The organism is Methylobacterium sp. D54C (assembly GCF_053345595.1).
In genome coordinates this window covers 118,639-145,225 of sequence record NZ_JBKFAK010000011.1, presented here as the reverse complement: position 1 = coordinate 145,225, position 26,587 = coordinate 118,639, and the positions used below count along the sequence as shown (strand labels likewise).

Here is a 26,587-nt window from a genome sequence, read left to right as displayed (position 1 = left end):
GGATGTCGTGGCCGAAGTCTGACGGGGGTACACAGTTGTGAGCCACCTGCGGCAGGAAGCCAGTTATTTGTTTTCCGTCATAGGCCGGACGTTCCTCATGAGTCTTTGGGTGCGCTAAGGTCCCAATCGTACTATTTTTCTTCGGGTTGAACGAAGTATTTCGTGGGGTGGCTTTATTAAAACTCAGAATTTATTGAACGACGTTGTTCTCGCCTTGTCTGGAAAAGTTGATGGCAGAGGAAAATACTGTCCGCATCGTGGATGTCGTTAAAGAGCCTTCCGAGGCGTATATGGTCACCATAGTGGGCGACTCGATTAGAGGGCTTGGAGTATCTGGCTTATGCCGGTTCCGACGCCTTGGGCGAAAAGCGAGAGGCCGCCCGGAGCTGCGATCCCCGCCACCGCGACTTCGACCGCTGCCACCGTGACGTCATGTACGCGAATGGTCTCCGACAGGCGGACCTCTCCGACCTGAGGAGATCGATCTTTCCGCTGGATATGAGGATAGGCAAGGATGCAGTGCCGGATCCCGGTGGCGCGAGCGAACGCCAGCGCCTCGTAAAGATCCGCTGATGCCACGGCGCTCGATTTCAGTCGTATCTGGCCCTTGTACTTCACGTCGATGATGAAGGGGCGGGTACCGTCGATCACGAGGTCGGGCGCCACCTTGACCTGCCGTCGATGGCCGCCTGGCCTCGAACTGGAGCCAAGTTCGAACTCGCGCTGCACGCCGACAACGCCTGAACCGAATGCCCGTCGGGCCGCGATAGTCAGAAGGCTCTCCCAGGCCTGCCAAGTCGCCACGACATATCCAGGCGCTTCCCGGCTGCCGGCGGAGTAGCTGCCGCCCATGCCATCAATGACGTCAATCGCGAGTTCGTAGGTCGACCGCCATGCGCTTGCTCTGCTCGGCAAGCGTTTGTGCTCGCCCCTACGTGGGGGAGGCTGACGCGGAAGATGGCGGATCACGCGTTCGAGGTTCGCGCGGATCTCAGCATCCTGAACGAGGGGCGCCAGGACCGAAGCTGCGGCGGCGATTGTGCGGTTGTGATGGTTGCGACGGCTGAGACTTGTCACGGCCTGCGCATACCCCTCCGCCTCGGGATAAAGCAGATCCGCCGGGTCGTAATCCCCCTCTAGCTCCACGCCCCAAGTCGCTTCGGTCTCGTAGGACCGGATCGGCCGTCGATGGTTCCTCCAGTATAGGGACGCCAAGGCCCGCCCGACCAAAGCCGCGAGATCCGTGTCGCGGGCTGTCGAGGCACGCAGGGTTTCGTCGAAGACGTGCCCATGCGTTGCGAGCACCGCGATCAGGAAGAAGTCCTCTCGCCACGACCCGCTCTGGTCAAGAAACTTAGGGACGACCTCGATTTCGATGCCGCCACCGGGCGTCAGGAGGCCAGCGAAATCGATCGCCCGGATCGAGCCTCCGGTTACCTGGAGTGGGGATCGCTCGAATCCCAAGGCGCCAGCGACTCTTTCGCCGGCATCAGCCAGCAATCCCCGTACCCGCGCAGGATCAATCCCTGAGGCCGATGCGATTTGTCCAATGATGGGTTGAGGCGGGCCGTACTCCGAGATCGTCCAGCGCCGCGGCAAACGGACCGCCATCTAATCGGCTTCGACGACCGACAAGAGGATCCGATAGATTTCTGCCCGACCGGGCGCGGTCGGCCCCACGAGCATGGCACGGGGCATCTCGCCGAATTGTCTTTGCTCAAGGCGATAGGGCCGACTGGAGCCATCCTCGCCGGCATTGAGAACCGTTGCTGCGCCTCGGATATCGCCGAAGAAGGCTTCGTCCACGTGGGCTTTGACGCTTCTCCAGGCGATCGCGAGGTGATCGAGCGCGCCGTCCACGGTTGTCGCTGGCGCCCCTGCGGACATCAGCACGCCGTGCCCGATCCTGAACTCCGGGCCGCGGCCGAGGGCGATCCGGTCGTTGACGGCCGCCCAAGCGCGTACGGCCGCCTCGTAGGCGTCGGTGGCCGTAGCCGGGGTCGCTGGCGGAGCGGGGGCGCCAGGCTGAAGCTTGAAGTGCGCCCTGAGGACGTTTGCGTCCGGCTCCATTGGGAACGGCGCCCAGCGTCGCAGGAAAGCGACGTCGAGGGGTTCGACCGAAACGTCTGCCTGGTTCATCGCGGCGAGAATGTAGAGATGATGCGGGAACGCGTACTCGCGATAGTTCCCCGACGCCGGATCCAGAAGCTCGAAGCTTTGCGTTTCCGGGCGACGCGAGCCGTCCGGCGCAAGCCGTTTCTCTCCCTCCATGGCGACGATGGCGCCGCCGAATACCTGAACTGCGGGCCCGCGGTTGATCTCGTCGACGATGAGCAAGGAAGCACCATCGGAGGTCAAGGCGTGCTCGCTCGCCCTATAGAGAATCCCTTCGTGCACCTTGAACTGGGTGGCCGCACCAGCCCCAAGGTTTGGAACGATGCCGGTTATGAAGTCCCTGTTCTTGCTCCCTTGGTGGAGCGTCGTTCGGAAGACCTTGCGGTCCGTCCTGCTCGGGCTCGGTATGACCAGGGTGGTCGAAGGCGCCTGCGGTCGGCGGATGGCCGCTGCACCGCTGCGTGTATAGATGGGCGTGACGCTCCGCGTCGGCGCACCGGCTTGGAAGAACGCAGCGACCTCGGCGAGCAGCCTGGACTTACCGGTAGCCGGCGCGCCAGCGAGAAGAACGTTGTGGCGGGCGGACAGTAATTCGAGCACCTCGGCACATGTCGGCGACGGACCGGACGCCATTGCCGTTCCGGCGCCCGGAGCGGGGGATCCGGACATGCTCAACGCCTCGGCGAGGGGTAGCTGTCGCCATGTTCGAAGTCGATCCAACCCTGCGCAGCCCTTCCAGGGGGCGTGTCCGTGAAACACCGCAGAAGGAAGGCTTTGGCCTCGGGCTCCCAATCCGGATCGTTCAGGTGAGCATGCGAAACGAATCGGGGCTCGATCCGTCCATCGGTCATCTGAACGAAGAGGAGCAACACGCGATCCGTATCCTCATCGAACTGTAGGGCCTCCAATTGGTCGTCGAGGCCATACCGATGGACCTTAGCCAGGCGAACCTCGCCCGGACGAGCATCGGTCGGATCCCAAACCTCGATAGGGGCCCGTCGTTCATTTGAAGTATCGCCGGGTTGGCCGATAAACCAATGGAGTTCGCCGGTACGCACGGTCCCCTCGACCTTCTTTCCGTGCAACTTGCGTTTGACAGTCTCGGTCTTCGGGAACATTCGTGCCATGAACGATAAGAAGGCATCCTGCGGCCGAAGACGGATGTCGCGGGCACCGCCACCGGATTTCTTATCGTTCGACTTGGCCTTGAACTTCCTCACGTCGCCCGGCAGGACCTCGCGCGCGAGGATGCGCCGAACGGCCGTCGCGACCGTCCCGGCTTGTCTCTCTTCACTTGGCATCCCGTAGGCCAACCTCATGTTCGGCGAGTTCGGCGGGAACGTATGGCACCGCTCCCGCCCCTCGCGCTGATTCGATGCGTGCCGCCCAGTCTATACCATCGCCGCGACGCTTGTCCGACCACTTGGCTAAGACGAGATCCCGTGTCGCAGTCGAACGCTGCTCTCCGGGAAGGGCCGGCTGCCCTCGATCCAGTAGCGGGAAATCGTCGAACACGAGAAGCATGTCGTCGACGGTGAAGCCGTAGGAACGCGCGACGAGCACGTCCGCCTCCGCACGCAGTTCGGCGATCCGCCAGAGCATCGTCGGGGACGGGGGCCCGGCCCTGTCGAGCTCCGATAGCCGCGCCACGATCTCAATCAGCCTGCGACCGGGCAGGCTCGTCGGATGCAAGGGAGGCAGGGCCAAACCTCCCAACAGGAAATAATTGACCGTGGTCGTCACCACTCTGCGCATCGCCCAGTCAAACGCGAGGCTGTTTACGATGCCGATCCACAGTTGCAGGCGGGCAACCCCCGGATCATTCGGGAAAAGGACGGTCGGGACCTTGTTGCCGCACAGGACGCCCGGCGGGATTAGGGCCGCCATCATCGAACGCTCGTTCGTCTGTCCCGTGATGTCGCAGAACCCTGCGCGGACGCTGCGCGAGCGCTCCAGGGAGGGCTTGGCGACCCGTTCCGCGTCGATGAAGAACTGGGGCCGTACGGTGGACGCCCCGGGAGGCATTGCCGACCAGCGTGCCGCACGTCCCTGTCCATCGACGTAGACCTTGGCACCGAACCGATGGGGTTGGACCATGCGGCCCTCGACGACAGGCAGCCTTCCCTTCCCTGCGGCGGACAAAAAGTCGGCGCGCGCATGGGTCATGTCCACCTCGCGGCGGTACTGGGGCTGCCACTGGGATCCAGGGGCGTCGGTGCGCTCGCCCGTCTTCTGCATCCTGAGAAACAGCCGCCATTCGGCGTCGGTACGAACCTCCGGGATGGTCAGGTCTGGCCTGATGGTCTCCAACACCTTGCGCGCGAGCTGAACGGGCGGGGTCACCTCCACCCCCCGCGTCGAACCGTGCCCATGGCATAGCTCGATCGCCGCCTTGGCCGATCGTCCCGGAGGCGCGGCCGCATAGGTCACAGCCAGAAACTTGAAGCGCGTATCGATCGGGAAGAACCGCGCCTTGTTGTCGAACACCGTGAGCCGCATCGCCGACGACTTGCGCAACAGAAATCGGCGGAGCCCTTCCGTGCCTTGGGACCGGATCAGGCCGCCCGGCACGAGGAGGGCGCCGTGTCCCCCAGGCTTTGTCAGCCCAACCATCAACTCGGTGAAGGCGACATAAAGATCCGGCTCGCCGTCGGAGAGTGTGGCGTAGCGCGCGGCGAGAAGCGCCGAGCGTCCGGCGGCCGTCAAGCGCGCCGCGTCGTATCCGTGCAGATCCGCCGGCAGGAAGTCTTGGCCGTAGTGTCGCGCGACGCCCGCACCCTTCACGAATTCATGTCGTGACAGCTTCACCTTTTCCCACGGTGGGTTGCCCACGACGACGTCGAAGCCCCCAGGGGCGAGCGCAAGCCAGCGTTCGCGGGGGACGAGAAGGCTGTCGTGAACCTGCCAGCGCGACCGCATCGCGTGCAGGGCATCGACGTCGTTAGTGAGGCTGGCCAGCGAGAGAAGCGTGCCGCGGAGGGCCGCCGCCGACAGGTCGGCGGCATGTACGCTATACGCCATCCATTCGGATGCCAGCATCCGGTCGGAACCGCACGCGGCCAGGGCCACCGCGGCAAGCAGCATGCCCGCCCCGCAAGCCGGATCGAGCACGAGCGCACCCGGCTTGAGCCAGTCACGCACGGCGTCGGCGAGATGCTGGGCCAGGCGGTGATCGGTATGATAGGCGCCGTCGGTGCGCTGGCGAGACTTGGTCAAGGGCTCGCGGGCAAGCGAGCTCAAGGCCAGTGCTGGCGGTACGCCCGATCCGTCTATGGACGAAACGAGATCCCGGCCGAGATCCATCAGCCGTCCGACAGATGCCACCGGACGACATGCGAAGGCGGACTGGAAAGCGGTAAGGTCGAATCCTCCAAGGCGGCTGGCGCCGGCTTCCAGGATCTGAAACCTCGCTTCGTCGGATCCACCCAAGCGTTCGGCAGAACGCCGGAGGATTTCCCGCGGGCCGGCTAGCTGTCGCTCCTCTGCGGTCGCCGTGCCGATCATGCCGCGGCCTTCAGCGTCGGGACCGACCGATCCACGCGGATCAGCACTTCGGACACCTCGGAACCCGCTTGGCTGGCGACCGCGTTCGGCCGGTACCGGCCAATCGTCATCAGGGGTTCGAGGGTTACCTCGCCGAGCGGCGCCAAGGCTGCCTTGAGATCGCTGAGCGGCACATGGCCCTGATCGCTGTACGAAAGCAGGACCGTACGCGTCGGCAGGCCGGCGACTAGGTCGCGGAGCGCTCGCACGGCCTTCCTCCGATAGCAGAAATCGGATGCCTTCTCCCGCCAAGGGCGGATCCCGCCGACACCTTCGACCTGCGGCTCGTCGGCGAGGACCAGGGTCTCAAGGATGTGGTAGTAAGCAGCGTACTGTCGCTTGGTGTACGGCGGGTCGAGATAGGCGACGTCGCTGGGACGGCATTCGACGTCGCGCGCGTTCCGGGTGCTGGTCGTGAACGTCGGCATGCGTTCAGGCAAAAGCCTAGCTTCGAGACGGACCTCCTGCAGAGCCTGCGCCTGCCACCGAGATAGGAAGCAGCCGTAGGTCCCGGCCGTGTTGGCGGCACGGTTGGCCGCTCCCACGAGATCGGCCAGGAGCAATCGGTGCTCTGCGTCCGATAGTTTGCCTGCCTCGTGCCAAGCCGCGATCAAGGCGCGCATGCCATCCAGCTTCATGGCATTGGACTCGGTGAAATAGCGGCGTTCGATCCCGATCCTTCGGGAGGACGCCGGACTGTACTCCCGCCACATGAAGCCCTTTCGCGGCTTTGTGGCGTTCAGGGTCGCTACCGCAGCCTGGTATCCTCCAAACCCCGGAAAACGGACCTGTTCGGCCCCCGTCAGGCGGGCTCCGGCCACGACGGTGGCGGCATGGAGATGGTCGTTCAGGAGCACGGGCCAGCCGGCCCGCGCAGCCACCTCGGCTACCGCGCCGGTCCCGCAAAAAAGGTCCACGAACCGACCGCCGGACGGCGTCCCCAGATGTTCGAGGATGGCGTGTGCCACGCGGGCCTTCGATCCGATGTAGCGAAACGCCAAGGCCTTGATCTCCGCCGATACGCCCGTTCCGCGGGCGAATCCGCATAAGCTTAGCCGCACCACCCGCATCCATCCAGAGCGAGTCGCGTTTCGTCGACAACGTCCGGACCTGCCATATCGAACAGCATGGTTCCCTGTTTGTCCACAGCTTACCGAGGCGGGGCGCCCGGCAAGACCAGCTGCCGTTTTGAACCATCGCAGGGCAGGATCATGCTCGGTGCCGCCCCGGGCGAACATTGCCCCCTCCAAGCGCGGCCCCCTACGGAGGTGGTGGGGACAAGGCACTACACATTACGGGATTCGATTGATCGCGCGCTCCGGATCCATCCTGAAGCACATCTTCGCCGTATTGCCGGTTCAGGAACGGTTGTGTTGCCAGGGGGCGTCGGTCGCTGCGGGGCGGTCAGCTCGCTGTTACCAGCAAACCTCAGGCCATCTGTGGGATCGAATATCGGGTCATGATCGACCTTGCCCTGAAACCGCTCCTCGCTTTGCGGCAAAAGACTGCTGGGGAAGGCTGCGGTCTCGGCGGCGTGTTCGTGGCGCTCGTCGCTGTTGCTGGGGCCGGCACCTTCGGTTTCGCGTCGTTTCATGCCATGTCGGGCCTCGCGGGCAAGGCGTCCGCGCCCCCCGCATCCGTGGAAGTGGGACAAGCCAGGGATTGGCCTGACCTAAAAGATGGGGTGCCGGTCTTGGCTGCAGCTCCTATGGAACGAGCTCGCCTGGATCGATCTGGCCAAGTTGCCGCTGTCACGGCAGTGGCGCGCTTGTCCGCGCCCCCAGCCACGCAGTCTTTGCCCCTCGCGCCTCCCGGGGCCCACGAAGCGAAGGGGGCGTTGGCCTCCTACAAGCAGACTCCGGTCGCGATCCAGATATCGGCCCTCGGTCCGACACAACTGGTGACGCCCCTGCCGCCCAGCCGGATAGTGAGTGCTCTTGCCCTGCGACCTGATCGGTCGATGCGCGCATGGGACGGGCCTGTCGGTGAGACGCGACCTGCTCCCGAGACGGGGAAAGAGCCCTTGGTCGCGATGGCTGCTCCCAGAGAGCGTCCAGGTAGAGTGCATCGCATCGCCATATCCCGGAATCCCAGTTCGTCTTCGGCGGTCCCCGCTTCCACCGCAGCTATTCTCCCAAAAGCGGCTGCCTCCGCCGTCGCCGGAGAACCTCGATCCGATGACAACGAAGAGGTACTCGGCGTGATGATCCCCTCGCTTGCCCCGGCGAGGCGTAAGCTTGCAGAAGGCTTCGAGGCTCTCAATCGCGCGATGCGTGATGCGTTCTAGGAGAGAAGGCCAAGACGGCTGACTCTAGGAAGCTTCGGCTCATTCGATCAACCAGCCCATAGCCTCGCATCAGCGTGCACGCCGGGCAGTTGGTTTTTTTGTTGTCCGCTTGCCCTTCCGCCCCGAAAATCTACCTGCTGCCCAATTTTCCAACCCGACAAAGCTTCGGCTAAGCGAAGGCCATGTCGCCGTGCCTTCATTTCGACAAGATCGGGCGGGTATCGGCTCAGCCGCGTGGCATGACGACATGCCTAAGGAGCGTTTCGCGTGATCGAGAATTTGCGGCCACAAGCGTTCGCGGTCGCGGCCATCGCCGGGATCGCTCTCAGCGCCGGGCAGGTGCAGGCCGCGCAGTGCGGCAACACCGCGGCCGGCTTCGATGCGTGGAAGCGGCAATTCGCCGAGGAGGCGCGCGGCCGGGCCAGCGCGGCCAGCCTCGCGGCGCTGCAGAACACGACCTACTCGACCGCCACCATCTCGGCGGACCGGGGCCAGCACAGCTTCAAGCTGTCGCTGGACCAGTTCCTCGCCAAGCGCGGCGGCCCGACCATCGTCAAGCGGGGCCGCGCCCTGAAGCAGCAGAACGCGGCCCTCTTCGACTCGATCGAGCAGCGGTACGGCGTGCCGCCGGGCCCGCTCCTGGCGATCTGGGGCATGGAGACCGGCTTCGGCGCCGTGCGCGGCAACGTCAACACGCTCTCCGCTGTGGCGACGCTCGCCTACGATTGCCGCCGCTCCGAGTACTTCACGGACCAGCTCTACGCCGCGCTGACCCTGGTCGATCGCGGACTGCTGACGCCGAACACCCGCGGCGCGGCCCACGGCGAGGTCGGCCACACCCAGTTCCTGCCGAAGAACGTGCTGGCCTACGGCACCGGTGACCTGAACAACGTCGGTGCGGCCCTGTCGTCCACGGCCAACTTCCTCAAGGCCCATGGCTGGCGGGCCGGCGCGGGCTACCAGCCCGGCGAGCCGAATTTCGCGGCGATCCAGGGCTGGAACGCGGCACCCGTCTACGAGAAGGCGATCGCGCTGCTCGGGCGCCAGATCGACAACGATTAATTCCTCTCGATCTTCGTCGCATCGCGAGTGGCGCGGCACGAGAGCAGGGTTTGCGGAAAGCTGCCGAGACCGCCCGCCAATGCGGGCAGTGACGGCTTCCGCCGGCCCGACCTCACTACCGTGTGGCCGCCCGACCGCGCCGGTCAGCTCGGTCCCTAGACTCCTGAAGCTCGATCCCCATGCCCGGGCGGCGAGCGGTATATCGGCGTGGTGCCATACGGGATATGAACCGGACGGATGCGCCGGTATGGATTTGGGTCGAGTGGTGGAGTTGGCGGATATTCGGGCTTTCGCCCGATTTGCGGATTTCGGCACCGTATCGGGGGCCGCACGCACGCTCTCCCTATCGAAATCGACGGTTTGTCGCTCGCTCTCGCGGCTCGAAGCCGCGCTCGGCGCTGCGCTGCTCGACCGATCGGCCGGGCAGTTGCGCCTCACGGACGCTGGCTTGCTCTTTCGTCCTCACGCGATGCGCATCCTATCAGACATCGAAGAGGCGACCATTGCCCTCGACGAGTTCCGTGGCCATCCGCCGGGGATGCTGCGGGTCAGCGCACCGACTTCGGTAGCTCTGTCGCTCGTGGCACCGATGACACCGACCTTCATCGCACAAAACCAGCACGTTCGTCTGATCCTGGACGTCGACGATCACAATCCCGGTTTTCCAGTCGGCCCCGTGGACCTCGCCTTGCGCGTCGGCCCACGGCCTGAGGGCGACTCCATTGCCCGCCACTTGATGACCACGGAGATGTGGACCTGCGCGAGCCCTAGATATCTAGCCGCTCGGGGGACGCCGGCCCGAGTGGTCGACCTTGAGAATCATGTGTTGATTTCCGGCGACGCTCGATCGGTGAGGTGGTCATACGGCACGGCTGACGGCGGCTGGGAGCACTTGGATGTCAGCCTCCGAAGCGCAATTTGCGAGCCCGCGGCGCTGGCACGCGCGCTGACGGAAGGTGCAGGCATTGGCCGGCTTCCGGATTTCTTGGCCGTCGAGGCCATCCACCGAGGTGATCTCGTTCGCGTCTTTCCCGAAAGGGCAGAAGACACGTTCGAGATCCATGCCTTGTGCGCCGTCCGTCGCAGATCATCCACCGACGCGCAGGCATTTCTCGTCGCTCTTGAGGACTACATAGCCTCGAAGATGGAGATCATTCAGTCGGCCTAAAATCGCGCGATGCTGGCAGAACCGGCACATCGTGTCGCCTCCTTCGCTCGTCCCCTCCTGGTGGCTCGCACGACGCATCGGGTTTGCTTCCTTAGCCGATCAAAGGGATCAAAAGAGCTAAGCCGGCACGATCGGTCGCAGCACGTGGGCAGGCTCTTCGCCGCCTTTCGCTCTCGTCGGCGGAGCGAGGAGACAGTTGTTAACCGACTGGCGCGTTCCGTTCTCAAGCGCATTACCCGACCGTGGTCCGGGCCGACCAAACGCATCCGGTCGCGAAATTCATGGGCGATGGCTCGGGTCAGCCACAGGCCGCCGATCCTCGTTCACCATCCGGGAGAGGGGATCACGAGCCAAAACCGTTGGCGGTCCCAATAATCTAGGGTAGCCCTAGGGAAAGGGAGTTGAAATGCATAGCCTCGGTCCAGCCGAACTGCGTGGCCTCTACGAAGGCGAGTTCGCCGCGTACAGGGACGAGGATTGGGCCAGGGCTTGGCGCCAGAATTACGCGAGCCAAGTCCACAGGGTGCGCAATGCCGACCGGGCGGCGTGGCGCGAGCCAGAGTTCCAGAGGATGCTTTGGGACGCGTCGGACGTCTCCGGCATCGGGCCGGGCCAAGCCGTCACCGTCGTGGACGCCTACCAGGACATGCAGCTGGCGGACCTCCTGTTCGATGCGCGCGCCTCGCTCAATGAACTGGGTGTCGAGGATCGCGGCTTACGTCTTCAGGCGCTCTTCGACCAAGTGCTGGGCTGGGTCTATCCCCGCTACACGCAGCGACGTCCCAAGGCGCGATTGGTGCGGCTGCTGGCCTCCATGTTCCCGGACGACATGACCTGCCTCATGGATGCTGGCCGCGTTTTCGCGGTCCAGCGTGCACTAGGGGCCTTGCGTTTCACGGGGGGCTACGTCGCGCAGCACCCGGGTCTACGAGAGCGGATCCGCGAGGCTGTCGGCACGGTGGCGACGATTGAACAGAGCGTAGACCAGTCGATCTTCTCTTGGTTCCTGTGGCAGACCAAGGTGTCGCGGGCGGATGACGGCGCCGTGGCGTTGCCACCGACCCAACGTGAGGCCAATGCGCTGCCGCCGCTCTCCCTTCTGCCGGCGAACGCGCAGCGCCGGTCGCTGGCGACGGTCAGGGATAACGTCAACCTGCTGGTCGCGATGGTGCGCGAAGCCGAACAGGGCATCGCCCGGGAAGACCTGATCGACGTCGTCCTGAACGAGGCATCGCAGCTCAACGCCAGGTCGGCACCGGGCATGATCTCCCAGGCGATGGGCGGCCTTGGCCTGATCCGGCTTGAGGATGGCAGCTACCGGCCGACGGAGCGCGGCCAGGAACTCCTGATCGCCAGCGACCCGGTGCAGGTCCTTCGAGCCCCGCTTGTGGGGCGGGTCTTCGGAATGGGCCATCTTCTTCTCATGGTCAGGCGCGAGCCGGGCAAGCTGCGGCACAGCGAGGCCGCCAAACGGGTGCAGGATCTCGTACCGACCTGGACGACCACGCTTCCCGGCTCGCATATCGTCAACTGGGCGAGGTTGGTCGGCCTCGTCCAACTCGATGGCTCGGCGGACGGAGGTCGGCTGGTCCTCACGGACGACGGCGAGGACTACGCTGCGGCGCTGCCGGAGGACTTTGAGCGGCTGTGGCGGCTTGCGCCCGAGCAGAACGTCGAAGTCGACGGAATCCCGGGCGAGGACGCGGCGCCCTCGCCGGAACGGTCGGCGGCGCCCGCAGCGCCCTACGACGCGCAATCCATCCTCGGCGAGGGTTGCTTCCTTGGGAAGGACCGCATCGAGGCCGCCGTGGAGCTCCTGCGGCGCAAGAAGAACCTCATCCTCCAGGGGCCTCCCGGCACGGGCAAGACCTGGCTCGCGAAGCGGCTCGGATACGCTCTGATCGGCGCGAAGGACCCCGAACGGCTAGTCGCGCTGCAGTTCCAACCATCGCTCTCGTACGAAGACTTCGTGCGCGGCTGGCGGCCGGACGGGCTGGGTGGGCTGAGGCTAGCCGACGGGGCCTTCATGGAGGCGGTACAGGCAGCTGCCGCAGATCCGCAACGGCCCTTCGTCCTCGTGATCGAGGAAGTCAATCGCGGCAACCCGGCGCAGATCCTCGGCGAACTGCTGACGTTGGTCGAGGCCACGAAGCGCGGTCCAGAGGAGGCGCTGCGCCTCGCCTACCCGAGATCGATCGATGAGCGCGTCTACGTGCCGGAGAACCTGTACATCGTCGGCACCATGAACATCGCCGACCGGTCGCTGGCGCTGGTCGACCTCGCGCTACGCCGTCGCTTCGCGTTCCTCACGCTCATGCCGGAACTCGGCCCGCCGTGGCGGGCATGGTGCATTGATCGCGGGCTCCCGCCGGCACTAGTCGCCGAGATTGGGGCGCGCATGGACGCGCTCAACACCGCAATCGCCGAGGATCGAGCGCTGGGGGCGCAGTTCCAGGTCGGCCACAGCTTCGTGACCCCAGTCGGCGACGATGCCAAGTCCGAGGACGGCTGGCGGCGATGGTACGACGAAACCATCGTCACCGAGGTGGCGCCACTGCTCGCGGAATATTGGTTCGACGACCCAACGAAGGCTAGCGAACGAACGGCCGCGCTTCGCCTGCAGGATTGAGGGGTGAGAGTCGCATCGACCATTGATGGACATGCGACGTGGCGTAGCCACGTCGGGATACCCGTCCGCAATCTTTGGATGCTGTTGGTCTACGCCGCGGACCTGGCCGGCTTCCTGGATCGGGCGGATGCGGACGTCGACGAGGAGACCGAGCTGCCGGAGCTTCTGGCGATCCTGCTCGCGACCGTGGTCGAGCGCCGCCTGCGTCGCAGCCTGTCGCGTGGGTACCTGATGACCGCGGCCACGCTCCCGAGGGTACGCGGACGGATCGACTGGCTGTCGACGGAAAGCGGCTCGCTGCTCCGGCGCGGACTGGTCGCCTGCCGTTTCGAGGAAATGACCAACGACACGCCGCGCAACAGACTCGTTCGGGCCGCCCTCGAACGTATGGCGGCTGTCGTCCCGAAGCCGGACCTGTCCCGGCGCTGCGGCGCCCTCGCGCGGACGCTGGCGGCGCAGGGCGTAGGCGGCAAACGCCCGACCCGTTCGGAATCCTCAAGGGATCAGGTTGCACGGCAGGATGCCGAGGACCGCCTGATGGTGGCGGTCGCTACGATGGCGCTCGACCTCCTCGTCCCAGCGGAGGCGGCGGGCGGTGTCCAACTCACGCGCCTGGATCGCGACGAGCGGCTGCTCCGCAGGATCTTCGAGAAGGCGGTGGCGGGCTTCTATCGGCACGAGCTCGGGCGTGCGCGGAACGTGCGGGTGCAGCACGGCCTTGGTTGGGACATAGCGGTGCCCACACCTGGTCTTGCCGCGCTTCTCCCAGGCATGCAGGCCGACGTGGTCCTGGAGAGCGCGGGGCACCGGATCGTGATCGATACCAAGTTCACCGGCATCCTGACCTCTCGTCCCTACGGGGGCGAGTCGTTCAAGAGTCCGCACCTGTACCAAATGTACGCCTACCTTCGGTCCCAGGCCGGGAGGGGCGACGCGCGTTCGGACGTCGCCGAGGGGGTACTGCTCCATCCGTCCCTAGATCGCCACATCGACGAGAGCGTGACGATCCAAGGGCATCGCGTCAGGTTTGCAACGGTGGATCTTGCGCGTCCCGGGGCGGACGTGCGTGCCAGGCTACTCGAAATCGCGGGTCCGTAATCCCGCCGACCCGACCCGATGCGCTGCCTACCTGGCATGGCCCCGAAGCTTACCTTCGAAATTAATGAGACCGTGGGCGCCCCGCGGTCACCCTGCGTCGTGGAAGGTCGGCCAAGAGGTCGTGTAGGTCGCGGCGGACGCTCACCCATGACAAGAGGGACATGTTCAGTACGACTACTCTCTACCCACTGAGTATATATTCACAATAAATATCTGACTTTATTGTTAAAATTGTGGTATGATGGGGCGCCAATGGTTCGTTCTGCCGGTAAAGATGATCTTCCCTCGGTCGCTGCTCTTTACCACCGCGTCTGGCACGAGACTCACGGGCCGTATATGCCGTATACTGAACGTGAGGCGCGAGGCGAAAGCTTTTTCCTGGACCGCTTAGCCAATGTGATGCCCAACGTAATCCTCGGCGAGGCTGAGGGAAAAATCATTGGATTTGCCGCCTGGAAGGGCTCGCTGCTCGCGCAATTTTTCCTTGACGTTGCGGTCCGCGGTTCCGGCTTCGCGCCGCGCCTCATGAAGGCAGCTGAACAAGGCCTTTACGACGACGGTATTAGGGAGGCTGAGCTGCATTGCCTCGTCGGCAACGAACGCGCACGGCGGTTTTATGAGCGCTCAGGCTGGCAAGTGCGTGGGATCATAGCGGAGTTGGTCAGAGGCGATACGGATGGTGAAGAGCGCAGCTTCTGGATGATGTGCAAAAGCCTCGCGCCTCTCAAATTGTCAAAGCAGTTTCCTCGCAAATACAGACACTAATCGCTCTTCAAAATCGGAATTGTTATCCTGCCGTTAACAAGAATCTGAATAGTTTAAAATCCACGATCATGAATCTGTGCAATAGTTATAACCAATTCTGTCCCGATAGCGTTTTCAGGATCGAATTGCTGATGACGCGCCGCGCCCATAGCATGCGGACTACGGGCGCATTAACGTCGATGTCCAGCGGTGAAGCTTTGTCGTATCGAGTTGTCAGCTTGTGGTGCAGTACGGTCATTGTATTCTTTCGGCATTTATTCTAGGTCGCGTGGCGGCGTCGCCTCGGATGAGAACCTATCCGGCTGGCCGGGCCTGAATGCCGGGCAATCTGCGCGCGACCCGACAGCCTTCCGGGCCGTCCCGAAATACGGCGGCTGCAATCGCCTCGGCGCTGCCCGCAGGGTCTTTCAGCCACCTCAGGAACACCACGGAGGTCGCATTTGCTGGATCGAGGTTGACGCTCGTGGTTAGGTCGCCGCTCGGCGGGCAGCGGCTTGATCGCCCTTCTGGCTACACGCAGACGATCGCCGAGTCGGTACGGCACCAGTGCTGCACGGCGTCCGCGAGCGACGAGCCGGCCGCATCGGTGCAGGTCGGGGCCCCGGCATCCGTGAACCACCGCGCGATGGCTTGGCCGGCCCGGATATGGTGAAGCCGGTCTCCGCAAGGGTCGGGGAGGCCGCAGCCGCGAGGATGCCGGCGCTGATGATGCGAGCGGTGACGGGAACGCGGGTCATGGCTGCTACCTCCGGGTCAGTTGACCGACATCACCAGGGCGCCATCGGCAGCCCTGAAGAAGCGGGCGCGGTCCTTCGCCTCCCCCCTACCGCTCAGGGTGGCCGTGAACTCGCACAGATGCCCGACACCGATTTCGACGGGCTGACAGCCCAGCTTGCGGAAGGCGGTGACGGTCGGCATCGCCGGTAGGTTTCCGCGCCCCGTACCGACGACGAACGCCATCGCCGCAGCCTGCTGCTGGTACAGAGTCGACGTGAACTTGGTGACCGCCTGGAGCATCTCGGACTCGGACGGTTCGCCGGAACAGGCAGCCAGGGACAGCCCGAGGACGGTCGCAGGGAGGGTGAGGAATCTCGGGATCACGGGGGACGCTCCGGGCGGCCACGAAGGCCGGGATGGGGACCGTGCGGTCTCCGCCGGCGGGTGCGGCCGGCCGAGAGCACGTAGACTGGCGAGAGATCCGTCTGTGGCGCCGGGGACGGTGGGGCGCGGGATCAGCGCAGGAGCTGGAGGATGCCCTGGTTGGCGGTGTTGGCCAGCGACAGGGCCGAGATGCCGAGCGACTGGCGCGTCGAAAGCGCTTGCGAGTTCGCCGCCTCCTCGTTCATGTCGGCGTTGGTCAGGTTCGCCGCGCCGGTCGTCAGCACGTCGATCATCGACTTGGTGAAGTCCTGCCGGTTCTGGACCGTCGACAGGTTCGAGCCCAGGTTCGACGACAGCGACTTCAGGCTGGCGAGCGCGTTCGTCAGCGCGTCCGAGGCCTTGCCCAGGTCGGCGTTGTTCTGGATGCCGACGTTGGCCCCGGACTGAGTCGTGGCGGAATCGACGAACTTGCCGATGCCGAGGCTGTCGGTGGTGAGGGCGTTGCCCTGGATCGACAGCTTCGACTGCGCGGTGCCGGTCTTCTCGTTGAAGGCGATGGTCAGGTTGTCGCCGGTGAGCAGGTTGGTGCCGTTGTAGCCGGCGTCCTTGGCCGTCTGGTTGAGCTGGTCGCGTAGGGCGGTGAACTGGCTGACCAGGGCCGAGCGCTGCGCCGAGGTGCCGCCGGCCGCCGTGGGGGCTGCGCCGCCGGTGAGCTTGGCGAGCTCGCCCGCGTCGGCCGTGAGAGCACCCGTCGTGGTGTTGAGCTTGCCGGCGGCGACGGTCAGCGTGTCGGAGCCGGTGCCGGTGATCTGGAGCTGGCCCTGGCTGTCGATGGCCGCCGTGGCGATGCCTGACTTGTTGATGTTGTTCACCAGGTCGTTGACCGTGCCGGAGGTCAGGCTGACGTTGTAGACCGTGTTGCCGGCGGCGAGCTGCAGCGTGTCGGCCTTGGTGTTGTCGATGCCGACGATGCCTGTCGCCGACGAGCTCGCGGGGGTGGCGGTACCGGCGAGCGTCTTCGCCAGCGCGGTGTCGTGCAGGCTCTTGCCCGTGGCGGTGGCCTCTCCGGAGGTCGCGAGGGCCTGGGTGCCCTGGAGCTTGGGCAGGTTGGTGGTGGCGTTCGACTGCGCCTGGGCGACCACGGACTGCATCTGCTTCACGATGCTCGTGATGCTATCGATGCCCTTCGAGGCCGCCTGGATCGTCTGGATGCCGTTGGAGATGCCGTCGAGCAGGCTCCCCAGGGCGGTGGAGCGGTCGGTCAGGCCGGCGGCGGTGAAGTAGTTCACCGGGTTGTCGAGCGCCGAGTTGACCTTCTTGCCGGTCGACAGGCGGTTCTGGTTCGTCGCGGCCAGCGCCGCGGTGTCCTGCAGGGACTGGAGGTTCTGCCGCGTGGCGGCGGACAGCGTGATGGACGAGGACATGGGCGGGGACCTTCGCGGGTCGCGGGGATCGCGACGACGGGCGAAGTCTCGGGTCGTGGCCCTTTTGCCGGTGGTGACCGTTTTTGGCTGCCCACGATGCTTGGTGGACGTTCCCTGCCAGCATGGGGACGTTTCTCGCCAAGGCGGCCCGCCATGGGGTCACAGCGCACGCAGCCATGCCAGTGGCGGCACGAGAGTCGCCTCGTCATCCGCTCCCTGGATGCCCGCTCGGGCTTCGGCGGGAAGGATGCCGTACCTTCTTCTGAAGGCACGGCTGAAGACTCGGGGATCGGCGAAGCCGCAATCATAGGCCAGGCGGGCGAGCTTCGGCGGCCGGGCCCCCGTTGGCAGCCGTGCGAGCGTCCGCATCGCTTGGGCGAGCCGTCGGTCACGGATGAAGGTCGACACCCCTTCATCCGGGAAGAGCCGGTACAAGGAGCGTTGGGAGAGGCCGAAACGGTCCATGAGCGTGGACACGTCCACGGTCGCGAGGTTCGCCTCGATGAAGCGCCGGATCGCTATGATGGTCGGGTCGCCCGGCTCTTTTCGGGTGCTCTCGGCGGAATGCGCGAGGATCGCGCGGCACAGCGCGAGCGTCGCCGCAACGAGCTGTGCCGCCGGGTCGGGCACCGGCAGGCAGGCGGCGAGATTGCGAAGGTGGTCGGCCACGAGCCGGGTCATCGGGTTCTCGGTCCCGAGGATCTTCCCGTGCTGGAGCTCGATCCTCCCGGCACCATCCGCCAGCACCAAGCGAGGCAGGATGAGCTCGACGCCGGCGGACGGTTCGGCATCGATGCGGATGGCATGCGCGAGGTCGAGGAGAACGATGTCACCGGGGCCGATCTCGCCGCCGGACCCTCCGGTGTCGATGCGCGCACGGCCCCGGAAGTGAGTGCGCAGGACGAGATGGTCCAGCGCCTGCCTGATCACGAGGGATTCCGGACGCTCGGTCGTCTGGGCCGGCGCCTCGAAGTCGCCGAGGATCATCTCGCCGAGATGGCGGTAGCGATGGAAGGCACCGACCGGCACGCGCGCGCCGTGATCAAGACGCGCCTCCATCAGGGGGGCGAGGCTGGCGACCCAGGCGCGGCCACGTCGCGCATCCTGGGGGATGTGCGCGAAGCGATGCTCGACGATCACCGGACCGCCGGGTGCCGGCAATCTCGACCTTCGAGGGGGCGCCCACCGACGCGGCGCGCTACCACATGCGCGCGGCGATCTCCTGTTCCTCGGCTCCCATCACGTTGGCGTAGATGGCGGTGGTGGCCATGCTGGCATGCCCGAGCCAGCGCTGGAGCAGGTTTAGGGGCACGCCCGAGCGGACGGCGTGCACCCCGAACGTATGGCGCAGGCCCTTCGGGGACGAGGCGGCCGAGCCCACGCCGATCGACGCCATCACCGCCTTCACGTCCCGCCAGGCGGTGCTGCGTGCGATCGGCCAGAGCCGGGCATCCGGTGCCCCATGACCGTGGATGCGCGCGAGGGTGGCCAGGAGATGGGCTGGCACCGGCACCTCGCGCACGACGCCCGTCCGGCGCTTCTTCAGGCAGCGTACGGTGACGGTTCGGTTCTCGTGATCGAGGTCGGCATGCGTGAGGCCGAGTGCCTCGCTGATGCGGCAGCCGGTCCAGATCAGGGTCAGGCAGAGCGTCTCGACCTCGCCCGGCTCCTGGGCGGCAGCCTCTAGGAAGCGCAGACGCTCTCCCGGGGTGAGGTACTTCCGGCGACCCTGGGCCGTATGGAGGGAGAGGCTGGCCCTTGGCAGGGGACGTGTCATCGCGGCGAGTCCTGGGACCGTCCGCCGGTCGCCAGCCGAGTGCCGTGCGCCAGGACGGAATTGCCGATTTTGTACCAGCTCGCCTCGCAAGGGACGCGCGCCCAGGGGAGAGAGGGAGTAATCGGCCAGGTTCGGCGGGAACAAGCGTCCCAGGTCAGTGTCTAAAAGCGTAGTGAGAAGAATGCCTTCAACAAAATCGGCAATAGTGTTGCACGAATCGATGGCAACCTTTGTCCAGGCTTCGCTCGTCGTAAAGACCCTCCATCGAGAGTCGCGCCAATTCGTACGTGACCGAAGATCCTGATTGCCGCGAAAAGGCGGTCCTGTAGTGGATGCGCCGCTATGCGCCACGCCCGGACATCATCCACGCCAGGAGGCGTCCAACCTCCCACAGCAGCGGGTCGGTCAGCGCGCGGAGACGTGCCGACGGGAGGGCACGCGCGATCTCGCTGGCCGCGATGACGTGGTCCGCAAGCATGGTCACCTCCCGCGACAGGGCCGCGTCCGGCACCCGCGACGCGGCAACCTCGATCGCGGCCTCCGCCACGTCGCGGGGCCTGGTGCGGGTCGCATCGATGACGATGCCCTGGCCACGCATCGGGCGACCGTTGGCGTCGAGGGAGAAGCTGCCGTAATCGCGGACGAGGCGCACGCCTTCGCCCGTCCGTACCCGGTACTGCAGGGCGATGGGTGTCCCACGCCTGCTGGCGCTCTCGACGTCGGCGGCGAAACCTGCCCGGTCCGATGGGAGAATGGCCTCGACGTAAGCGGCCAGGGGATCCCCGTTGCAGGGGTCGGGACGCACGATGCCGAACAGGGCGGCGACGTCCTTGTCCGCGACGACGCGGTCGGTGGCGACGTCATGCGTCCAGGCGCCGACGACGCCGGCGGCGGCCAGGCAGCCGGGCAGGTTGAGAAGCGACGGCTGGATGGCCTTGCCCACGAACGTCCCCCCCCCCTCCGCCCGGTCGGAGAGAACCGGTCCAGGCGGCGTCAGAGTGTTCGAAGTCAACCCGCCGTGCAACCTAAGCGCGAGCGGCTGGCAGTCGCATCCACTACGTATCGAGTAGGCGACGGGCCAGGCTAAGCACGGCAGCCCGGCCTTTCTTATCCAATTCCGAGTACAGCCGGATCAGTTCGGACACGTCTTCGCTCGATGATGTGGCGCCCGCTCCCTGTCCCGTCCGGACTGCGGAGTTGTAAAAAGCAGAGACCGGAACGTCGAGACGGCGTGCGATCCTTGCGAGGCGGCTGGATGTTCCCGTGTGCCGCTCCGAAGGTTCATTCTCGACTGTTGCACACACGATGCGACCTCCATGACGGCGTGGTCGCGACACCGCGGCCTGAACCCAGCATGGCCAAGACCTCGGCCGAAATGGGACGGCACTACCAGGCGGCGCAGGCGGCGCACTCGTGGAGCCAACGGCGATGCCGCAGCTGCACATCCGGTCCGGGTGGACTGCGTGCGGGAGGCCGACGTCACATCATTACCCTGCAACGCTAACCCAACGGCAGGCCCCACATGTCGGTGAGGCCCCAGAGCGCCCAAGCCCGCTCCCGCTTCCTGCTGGCGGCCGCATCGATGCGGGCGATTGCGTCCCGGGCGCGCGCCGCCGCTGCCTGATAGCCGGGGCCGGGCAAGGGCCGCATCAGACGCCGGCGGTTGGCGAGCCGTTCCTTTGGCCCGCTCGCCCGCAGCCGCTGCAGGGCAGGCCCCTCACCGCGCCCGCCATGTCCGCCACCGCCTCGGTCAGGTCGGCCAGCGTCTCGACCAGGTCGTCGAACCCGCTCCCCTCCTCCGGCGGAGCCAGGGCCGCCAGCAGCTCGTGGAGCAGCCTCTCCTGGGCGGCGAGCCGCCGCGCGATCTCCGTCTCCTGCATCGTCGATCCTTTCCAACGTCAGCCCCGAGAGGCGCGCCCGCACCTCCGCCGCGGGTATCCGGGCTCCCTCGGAGCGGCGTGCCGCGGCGCCGATCACCCGCGTGGCGAGATGGACCGCGCCGCCCCCGTCGACGATGACGGGGCCCCGCCGCCCCAGGCGCAGGTCGAGTCCCCTGGCGCGCAGGGCGGCCACGAAGGCGGGCCCATCGTTCGAGGCGCGCCATGCATCAAGGGTCGCCGTGCGCGTCGCGTCCAGCGGGGTGGCGGTGCGCTCCTGGACCATGCGCTCCCGCGGCGTGAGCGGAGCCTCGGGACGGGGCGCGGTCGTCGTGCCGGCAGCTTCCAGCCAGGCGGCGACATCGTGCCGGCCCTCGGCGCGCAACCGGCGCGAGACCGCACGGGCGTGCCTGGACGGGACCGCAGGCAGTCCCTCGCCATGCTCGACGATGCGCGCGCACTTCTCGCGTCGGGCATAGTCGAAGCGCAGGTCGACGACCTTGCCGGATGGCAGCACCAGTCCGTAGACCCGGTGCTCGTGCGTCCTGCCTTCCTTCGTATGCTCGACGCCGCAGTACGGCTGGCCGGTGAGGCCGAACTCACGCTCGAAAAGGTCCCAGAAGGCTTTTCTGGCGGCCGGCCCGTCCGGCGCCGATGGCTCGGGGCTGCAGAAGACATGGTAGATCGGCCGGTCGGTGCGACCGCCGGCGGACTGCGCGACGATCTCCCTGATCTGCTCGTGCAGGCTGGTCCCGCCCAGGCCGCGTGAGGGCAGGATCTTCACCGCGTTCCCTGCGTGCAGGAGATGGCGAGCGAGTGCGCGGCCGAGCCCCTTCCCGCGCGTGCCGCCGGTGATCACCGCGTGCCCGACCGGCCGAGCGCCAGCGGGATCAGGATCCGGCGGGCGCGGTCGACGCCGGCACGGGCGCCGGCGACATCGCCGAGCGAGAGCGCGGCGCTCAGGGCGGCGAGTTCGCGGACCGCGGCCGCGAGCGTCGCCACGTCCTGGTCGGGAGTGCGGGTCGGTGCGTTGCTGTGGGCGTCCCGGTCCGACCGAAGGCCGAGCCGCCCCATAGCGGTCCGGCGCATCCAAGCCCCGGTGGAGATGCCGTCGCTCCGGGCCGCCCGGACGATGGCGGCGTGCAGGTCGTCGCTCATCCGGGTCACGAACCGGACCGCCAGTCCGGGCCGGACCCGGCGCCGGACTGTGGCCGCACCCTCTGCCGCCGTCGGCCCCATCGCCTCGCCTTGCGTGCGCACATCGTTCATTTCGGTTGCCGTCACCTTGAGATCCCTGCCTCTCCTCCGCCGCGTTCACGGCTTCGCGGTCGGGAATGGAGGGTGGTGGACCCCCTCCTGCGGTAGCGGGGCCGCGCCGCCGCCGGCGGCTCGGGCCTGCCGGCGCCTCGCCCTTTCCCGGACGGCCTCACGGCGGGCCTCGATGGCTTCGAGTACCTCGGACGGGACCCCGAACGGCGGCGGCGCCTCGCCGCCGCCGAGGAGCGCGCGTTGCTGTTGCGCGTGATGCGCCGCGACCGCTCGCTCCCACAGTTCCAGGTCGAGCATCATCTCGCGCAGCGCGCGCGAGCGTTCGAAGCTCTCGCTGGCGTTTCGGCCGGCGCGCCACGGCGGCTGGCCGGTGAGGCGCCTCGCGAACTGCCACGCCCAGATTTGCGGTCCCATGATGCCGGCGAGGCCGGCCAGATCGCGCGGCCGGAGGCGGTCGACGTAGCCGGAGTCGACCGCGAGGGCGTAGTCCCGCGTGGCCGATGACAGCGATGGCAACGGCAGGGAGCGCAGCTTGCCCGACGCTTCCCGCGAACCGCCCATGCCCGGCGATCCCTCATCGGGGCGAGCCTTTAGGGTTGCCTCGGGGAGCGGGAGGCGCGGCGTGGTCGAACGGAACAGTCTGAGGCCGAGCATCGTGTTGTAGCTCCCCGGCCGAATCCGGGATCACGACGATCAGAGCACAAAGTGTCGACGCAACAAGTGGGATTACAAAAATATTCCTGGGCTGTGATAGGCATCCATATTTGCCGAGGATTTTAGCATTCCGGATCGGCGCAAACGCGCGTGGGCTGTTTAGGGTACGTTTACGAAACTCGATTGGATCGAGCACAGTCAGACAGCCGGCGATGCTTAGCAACGGGAATGGCCGAGAAGGCTGTAGCGGCGATGACCAGCGATTCGTCGGCCGCTGGCCTGAAACGACCCCGGCGGCCGCGTGAGAAGGGATGACATCCATGGTTGAGGGTGCCGCCGCCGCACTCGTTGGAGGCCATCGGATTTGGCCGGGGTGCGGCGTCACGGAACAATCGGGTCCCATCACCACCGAGTTGAGGACCGATCATGCTCACCAGTCTCGTCGCCTACATGCGCCGGCACGGCCTGCTGCCGCCGGCACCGCCGCAGCCCGCGGCGCGCATCCCCGTCCCGAGCAGGCTGGCTGCCGCCCCGATCCGGGTGCCGGCGCAGGCCCGGCGGAGGGCCGAGATCGACAATCGGAGGGAGTGGGTTCCCGAGGGGCTCACGGCCATGGGGCGAACATCTCCGGACCGTCACCAGGGTGGCCAAAGGCCGAAAGAAGGGGTTGAGCCAGCCATGGAAGGCATCCCTCGGGATGCCTTCCAGAGGATGCCGCCTGCGGCGGCATCCCCAGGGCTCCCGCCCGTGGACCCGGTGGACCCGCTCATCGCGGAGCTGGCCGACGGGGTTGCGCCCATCGTGCCGGACAAGGTCGCGGCCTCCCGCGAACGCGGCGCCGCGACCGATTCGGGAGGCCGGGGCCAGGGAATCTCAGGCTCCGAATCGTGCCAAAACGTCGCATTCCCGCCCTGGGATAATCCTTGCGCCAATCCTTCGCGGGCTCAGTCGGGCATCCTGGCGCCCGAACTGTCGCTCAGAGGGACAGCGTCGAAAAGCGGTGAAGCCGAACGCCACGTCGGCTGGGCCGATGCGGAGAGGAATTCGTCAGCATCGGCTGAGACTTACGGTGCGCCCAGGTTGAGCGCCGCCAAGGAACACTTACCTGATCCTTGGCATGCTTCATCGGCGCCAGACACCGATGAAGCCTTCGATGCTACCGAGCCGGCCGAGCCGCCGCCGGTCCCCCTAGACTCACGATCGAAAGACGGCTCCCTTTGTGCGGGGGAGCCGATGCCGCCGAGGCGCCGACTTCCCCCGCGCATCGCCGAAAGGCCCCGCGTCGAGGAGTGGACCGATGATGAACTGCTGACCTTGCCGGAAGCCGCCGCCTTGTTCTGGCCGACCGGCCCGATCACGACGAACACCCTGCGCACGGCCGGGCGCGACGGCGCGCTCGCCATCACGAAGGTCGCGGGGAAGTTCTTCACCACCCCGATGGCCATCCGCAGGATGGGCCACGACGAGGCCGACGTGGCTCCAGGCCAGGAAGCGGCGAAGCCGGTGGCGAATTCGCCCCGGGACCTGTTCGAGGCGAGGCTCGAAGAGGCGAGGAGGCAGGGCCGCGACCGCAAGCGTCGGCAGCGGGCGGCCAAGAGGTCCGTCGTGTCCCTCGACAAGGGGGCGGGACGGTAAGCGGCGGACACGGGGCGCGTTCAACTTGCCGGAAGATCCGCCCCGGGTCCGCCTCCCGAAATGCCCGCACGGGTGCGGGCGCAGGAGACAGGACACTAGAATCATGCCGGAGACGATGCAAGCGGGTGCCATCGGGCGCGCCGCCGAGGACATTCGCGTCAGCCTGATGACCGCGGCCGCGGCCATCCCCGAGTTCGAGCGGAAGCGGGGGCCGGCCCCCATGGAGCCCCACCTCGTCGAGCGGCCTTCGAAGGGCAAGAAGGCGAAGGGCAAGGGGGCTAAGGGCAGCGGGATCACGCTGTACATCCGGGACGGCAGGCGGGAGATCTCCACCCGCCTCGGCCCCGACCGCCGGGGGGACGCCAACACCCTCCTCGACCTGTACAAGCTGCACAAGGGGGCCAAGGCTCGCGGCATCGTCGCGCCGAGGATGGTGCCGGTGACAGCCGCGCTGGCCCACCTGCTGGAGGCCGACAGGCCCGTCAGGGTCCTGCGGCCCGACGGCAGGCGCGAGCCGGTCAAGGGCGCGCACCACATCTACCTCATGCGGTGCACCCGCCTGGCCACGCTGTCTAAGTTCTTCGGCAATCTCGCCTTCAAGGACGTGACGACCGCGAAGTGCAAGGAATTCATCGAGTGGCGGATGACCCTCCCGGATGCCCGCTACAAGCCGGGGAACCCCGACGCTCCCTTGGCAACGGCGGCCAGCGCCCGCGAGGATCTCTACGACCTCAAGATGGCCATCGAGCTCTATGCCAGCGAGCACTCGCTGGCCTGGCACCCCGACGTGTACCTGCCCAAGGCTGGGCCCGGGCGGACGCGGTGGCTGCGGCCGGCGGAGATCGACCGCATCTACTGGGCGATCCGCGGCCGGATCTGGGACCATGCCACGGGTGGCTGGAAGACCGAGACGGTGGCGGACGAGGACGGCAACGTCGTCACCCGGCGGGTCCTTCGGCCGGCCGAGACCATCCAGGCGCGGCGGGCGCTTCGCCGCTTCGTGTTCGTCGGCCTGATCACCGGCACGCGGAACACCGCGATGCGCGACCTGCGGTGGCACATTACGGATGAGGGGGGCTGCTTCGACCTGGATGCGGGGCTCATCCACCGGCGCGGCTTCGGCCTCGACCCGAACGTGGGCAAGCCCAGGGCCAGCTCGCGGATCTCGGGCCGGTCGGTCGCGACGCTGGAGCGGTGGCGCCGTGCAGATCTCGCTGCCGGCATCGACCACGTCATCCACAAGCTCGACGGCACCGCGTACCTGAGCAGCCCGCGCTACGTTTGGTGCTCGGTCATCGAAGACGCCGGGCTTGGCGAAGACGTCGTCCCGCACACGCTCCGCCACACGGCGGCGACCCTGCTGCGCATCGCCGGCGTCGACGTGCGCCGCGGCGCCGACCTGCTCGGCATGGCGGTGCAGACGATGGTCCGCATCTACGGGCAGTGGACGCTGGAGGGCCAGGAAGAGGCCGCCGAGGCGCTGGCTGACGTCCGTGGCCTGCGCAAGGCCATGCCGCTCCTCTCGCTCGTCCCGTCGCTGCCGCAGCCGGCGGTCATGACGACGCCGGCGAACGACGATGCGGTCGCGCGCGGCAAGACGACGGACCGCCGCCGCGTGGACATCGCGGCCTCGCGGGTCGGCACGACCGTGGCCCCTGTGCCTCCGCCCTCCCCCGCGCGTCTCGCCAACGTGGCCTGAGAACGAGGGGAGCCGTTAGGCATCCCGGTATCGTGATGAAGCCCGGGGCGCTTGTTCGCCCCGGGCTTCATCCGACTTCAGGATCCCTCAATCTGGAGTCGCATCGTCGAAAGGCCGCAAGTATCGAGCGGTACGGTCGGCATCCGTCCATCGGGTCTGGCAACTCCGCGGCTGGCGGTGCCCGACGATCTCGGACGCCGGGATGTCGAGGTTGTACATGAAGATGAAGTCGACCGGCGCCGTCCAACCGATTCCGTTGCAAGCCCAACGCACTCACTTAGCGGCCATGATGGGCAGGCGCTTCCAAGGTTGGCCAAGCCCTGGGCGACACAACCTGCGCATCGTCGCCAACGCTGCCTTCCTTTGTCGCCCTTCGGTCTCCACAACGATCATGTAACGCGGCCGCCGATTTGAGCCGGCCGCAGCGACAAAGGATCGTTGACGCCAATCTTGTCATGCACGTAGTCTCGGTTCGACCGAGGGG

20 protein-coding genes and 1 pseudogene are annotated in these 26,587 nt (G+C 66.6%); 7 read left to right on the top strand and 14 right to left on the bottom strand.

Translation table 11 applies throughout. From position 1 onward, the window contains the following. Positions 1-315: 315 nt before the first annotated feature. The 5 genes from ACLBYB_RS20670 to ACLBYB_RS20650 all read right to left on the bottom strand — a co-directional run bounded on the left by ACLBYB_RS20670 (position 316) and on the right by ACLBYB_RS20650 (position 6,659). Positions 316-1,611: a 5-methylcytosine restriction system specificity protein McrC gene (locus tag ACLBYB_RS20670; RefSeq protein ID WP_447699895.1), complete on the bottom strand. Its 1,296-nt coding sequence runs from the start codon at positions 1,609-1,611 to the stop codon at positions 316-318. Beyond that, positions 1,612-2,715, bottom strand: coding sequence for an AAA family ATPase (locus ACLBYB_RS20665; RefSeq protein ID WP_447699894.1), 1,104 nt, complete (start codon positions 2,713-2,715; stop codon positions 1,612-1,614). 71 nt (positions 2,716-2,786) lie between these two features. Beyond that, the gene (locus tag ACLBYB_RS20660) at positions 2,787-3,428 is read right to left on the bottom strand and encodes a hypothetical protein (RefSeq protein ID WP_447699893.1); all 642 of its coding nucleotides are present in this window, start codon (positions 3,426-3,428) and stop codon (positions 2,787-2,789) included. Continuing rightward, complete coding sequence (locus ACLBYB_RS20655) at positions 3,406-5,619, bottom strand: Eco57I restriction-modification methylase domain-containing protein (RefSeq protein ID WP_447699892.1); 2,214 nt, start codon at positions 5,617-5,619, stop codon at positions 3,406-3,408. The genes ACLBYB_RS20660 and ACLBYB_RS20655 overlap by 23 nt, the downstream gene beginning before the upstream one ends. Further along, positions 5,616-6,659: a DNA adenine methylase gene (locus ACLBYB_RS20650; protein ID WP_447699891.1), complete on the bottom strand. Its 1,044-nt coding sequence runs from the start codon at positions 6,657-6,659 to the stop codon at positions 5,616-5,618. Before ACLBYB_RS20650 ends, ACLBYB_RS20655 begins: the two co-directional genes overlap by 4 nt. A 1,553-nt stretch (positions 6,660-8,212) precedes the next feature. On the opposite strand from ACLBYB_RS20650, the gene ACLBYB_RS20645 reads away from it, so the two are divergent. From ACLBYB_RS20645 to ACLBYB_RS20625, 5 genes are all read left to right on the top strand, one after another. Then, positions 8,213-9,007 (top strand): lytic murein transglycosylase, encoded by a 795-nt coding sequence (locus ACLBYB_RS20645; RefSeq protein WP_447699890.1) that lies wholly within the window; start codon positions 8,213-8,215, stop codon positions 9,005-9,007. A 247-nt stretch (positions 9,008-9,254) separates the two neighbouring features. Further along, positions 9,255-10,175 carry a LysR substrate-binding domain-containing protein gene (locus ACLBYB_RS20640; protein WP_447699889.1) on the top strand — a complete coding sequence of 307 codons (921 nt, stop codon included), beginning with the start codon at positions 9,255-9,257 and terminating at the stop codon, positions 10,173-10,175. Between the two features lie 406 nt (positions 10,176-10,581). Beyond that, positions 10,582-12,804, top strand: a complete 2,223-nt coding sequence (locus ACLBYB_RS20635; RefSeq protein ID WP_447699888.1) for an AAA family ATPase — start codon at positions 10,582-10,584, stop codon at positions 12,802-12,804. A 3-nt stretch (positions 12,805-12,807) separates the two neighbouring features. Beyond that, positions 12,808-13,902, top strand: coding sequence for a 5-methylcytosine-specific restriction endonuclease system specificity protein McrC (gene mcrC / locus ACLBYB_RS20630; RefSeq protein WP_447699887.1), 1,095 nt, complete (start codon positions 12,808-12,810; stop codon positions 13,900-13,902). Between the two features lie 252 nt (positions 13,903-14,154). After that, positions 14,155-14,667 (top strand): N-acetyltransferase family protein, encoded by a 513-nt coding sequence (locus ACLBYB_RS20625; protein WP_447699886.1) that lies wholly within the window; start codon positions 14,155-14,157, stop codon positions 14,665-14,667. A 753-nt stretch (positions 14,668-15,420) separates the two neighbouring features. Here ACLBYB_RS20625 and ACLBYB_RS20620 read toward each other — a convergent pair. From ACLBYB_RS20620 to ACLBYB_RS20580, 9 genes and pseudogenes are all read right to left on the bottom strand, one after another. Further along, positions 15,421-15,768, bottom strand: a complete 348-nt coding sequence (locus ACLBYB_RS20620) for a hypothetical protein (RefSeq protein ID WP_447699885.1) — start codon at positions 15,766-15,768, stop codon at positions 15,421-15,423. Positions 15,769-15,899: 131 nt separating this feature from the next. Then, entirely contained in the window at positions 15,900-17,192 is a 1,293-nt protein-coding gene (locus ACLBYB_RS20615) for a flagellin N-terminal helical domain-containing protein (RefSeq protein WP_447699884.1), read from the bottom strand. A 159-nt stretch (positions 17,193-17,351) separates the two neighbouring features. Further along, positions 17,352-18,332 carry an AraC family transcriptional regulator gene (locus ACLBYB_RS20610; RefSeq protein ID WP_447699883.1) on the bottom strand — a complete coding sequence of 327 codons (981 nt, stop codon included), beginning with the start codon at positions 18,330-18,332 and terminating at the stop codon, positions 17,352-17,354. 58 nt (positions 18,333-18,390) lie between these two features. Beyond that, positions 18,391-18,969, bottom strand: a complete 579-nt coding sequence (locus ACLBYB_RS20605) for a tyrosine-type recombinase/integrase (RefSeq protein ID WP_447699882.1) — start codon at positions 18,967-18,969, stop codon at positions 18,391-18,393. Between the two features lie 340 nt (positions 18,970-19,309). Continuing rightward, positions 19,310-19,912 carry a PAS domain-containing protein gene (locus tag ACLBYB_RS20600; RefSeq protein ID WP_447699881.1) on the bottom strand — a complete coding sequence of 201 codons (603 nt, stop codon included), beginning with the start codon at positions 19,910-19,912 and terminating at the stop codon, positions 19,310-19,312. A gap of 706 nt (positions 19,913-20,618) precedes the next feature. Beyond that, positions 20,619-20,849 (bottom strand): hypothetical protein, encoded by a 231-nt coding sequence (locus ACLBYB_RS20595; RefSeq protein ID WP_447699906.1) that lies wholly within the window; start codon positions 20,847-20,849, stop codon positions 20,619-20,621. Between the two features lie 484 nt (positions 20,850-21,333). Further along, positions 21,334-21,630: pseudogene (locus ACLBYB_RS20590) on the bottom strand (relaxase/mobilization nuclease domain-containing protein); the annotation flags it as partial. A gap of 71 nt (positions 21,631-21,701) precedes the next feature. After that, positions 21,702-22,130 (bottom strand): hypothetical protein, encoded by a 429-nt coding sequence (locus tag ACLBYB_RS20585; RefSeq protein WP_447699880.1) that lies wholly within the window; start codon positions 22,128-22,130, stop codon positions 21,702-21,704. Between the two features lie 30 nt (positions 22,131-22,160). Then, complete coding sequence (locus tag ACLBYB_RS20580; protein ID WP_447699879.1) at positions 22,161-22,769, bottom strand: hypothetical protein; 609 nt, start codon at positions 22,767-22,769, stop codon at positions 22,161-22,163. A 426-nt stretch (positions 22,770-23,195) separates the two neighbouring features. Here ACLBYB_RS20580 and ACLBYB_RS20575 point away from each other — a divergent pair, with 426 nt between their 5' ends. Further along, positions 23,196-24,404, top strand: a complete 1,209-nt coding sequence (locus ACLBYB_RS20575) for a hypothetical protein (RefSeq protein WP_447699878.1) — start codon at positions 23,196-23,198, stop codon at positions 24,402-24,404. Between the two features lie 103 nt (positions 24,405-24,507). Next, on the top strand, positions 24,508-26,103 hold the full coding sequence (locus ACLBYB_RS20570; RefSeq protein ID WP_447699877.1) for a hypothetical protein: 1,596 nt from the start codon (positions 24,508-24,510) through the stop codon (positions 26,101-26,103). The last annotated feature ends 484 nt before the right edge of the window (positions 26,104-26,587 follow it).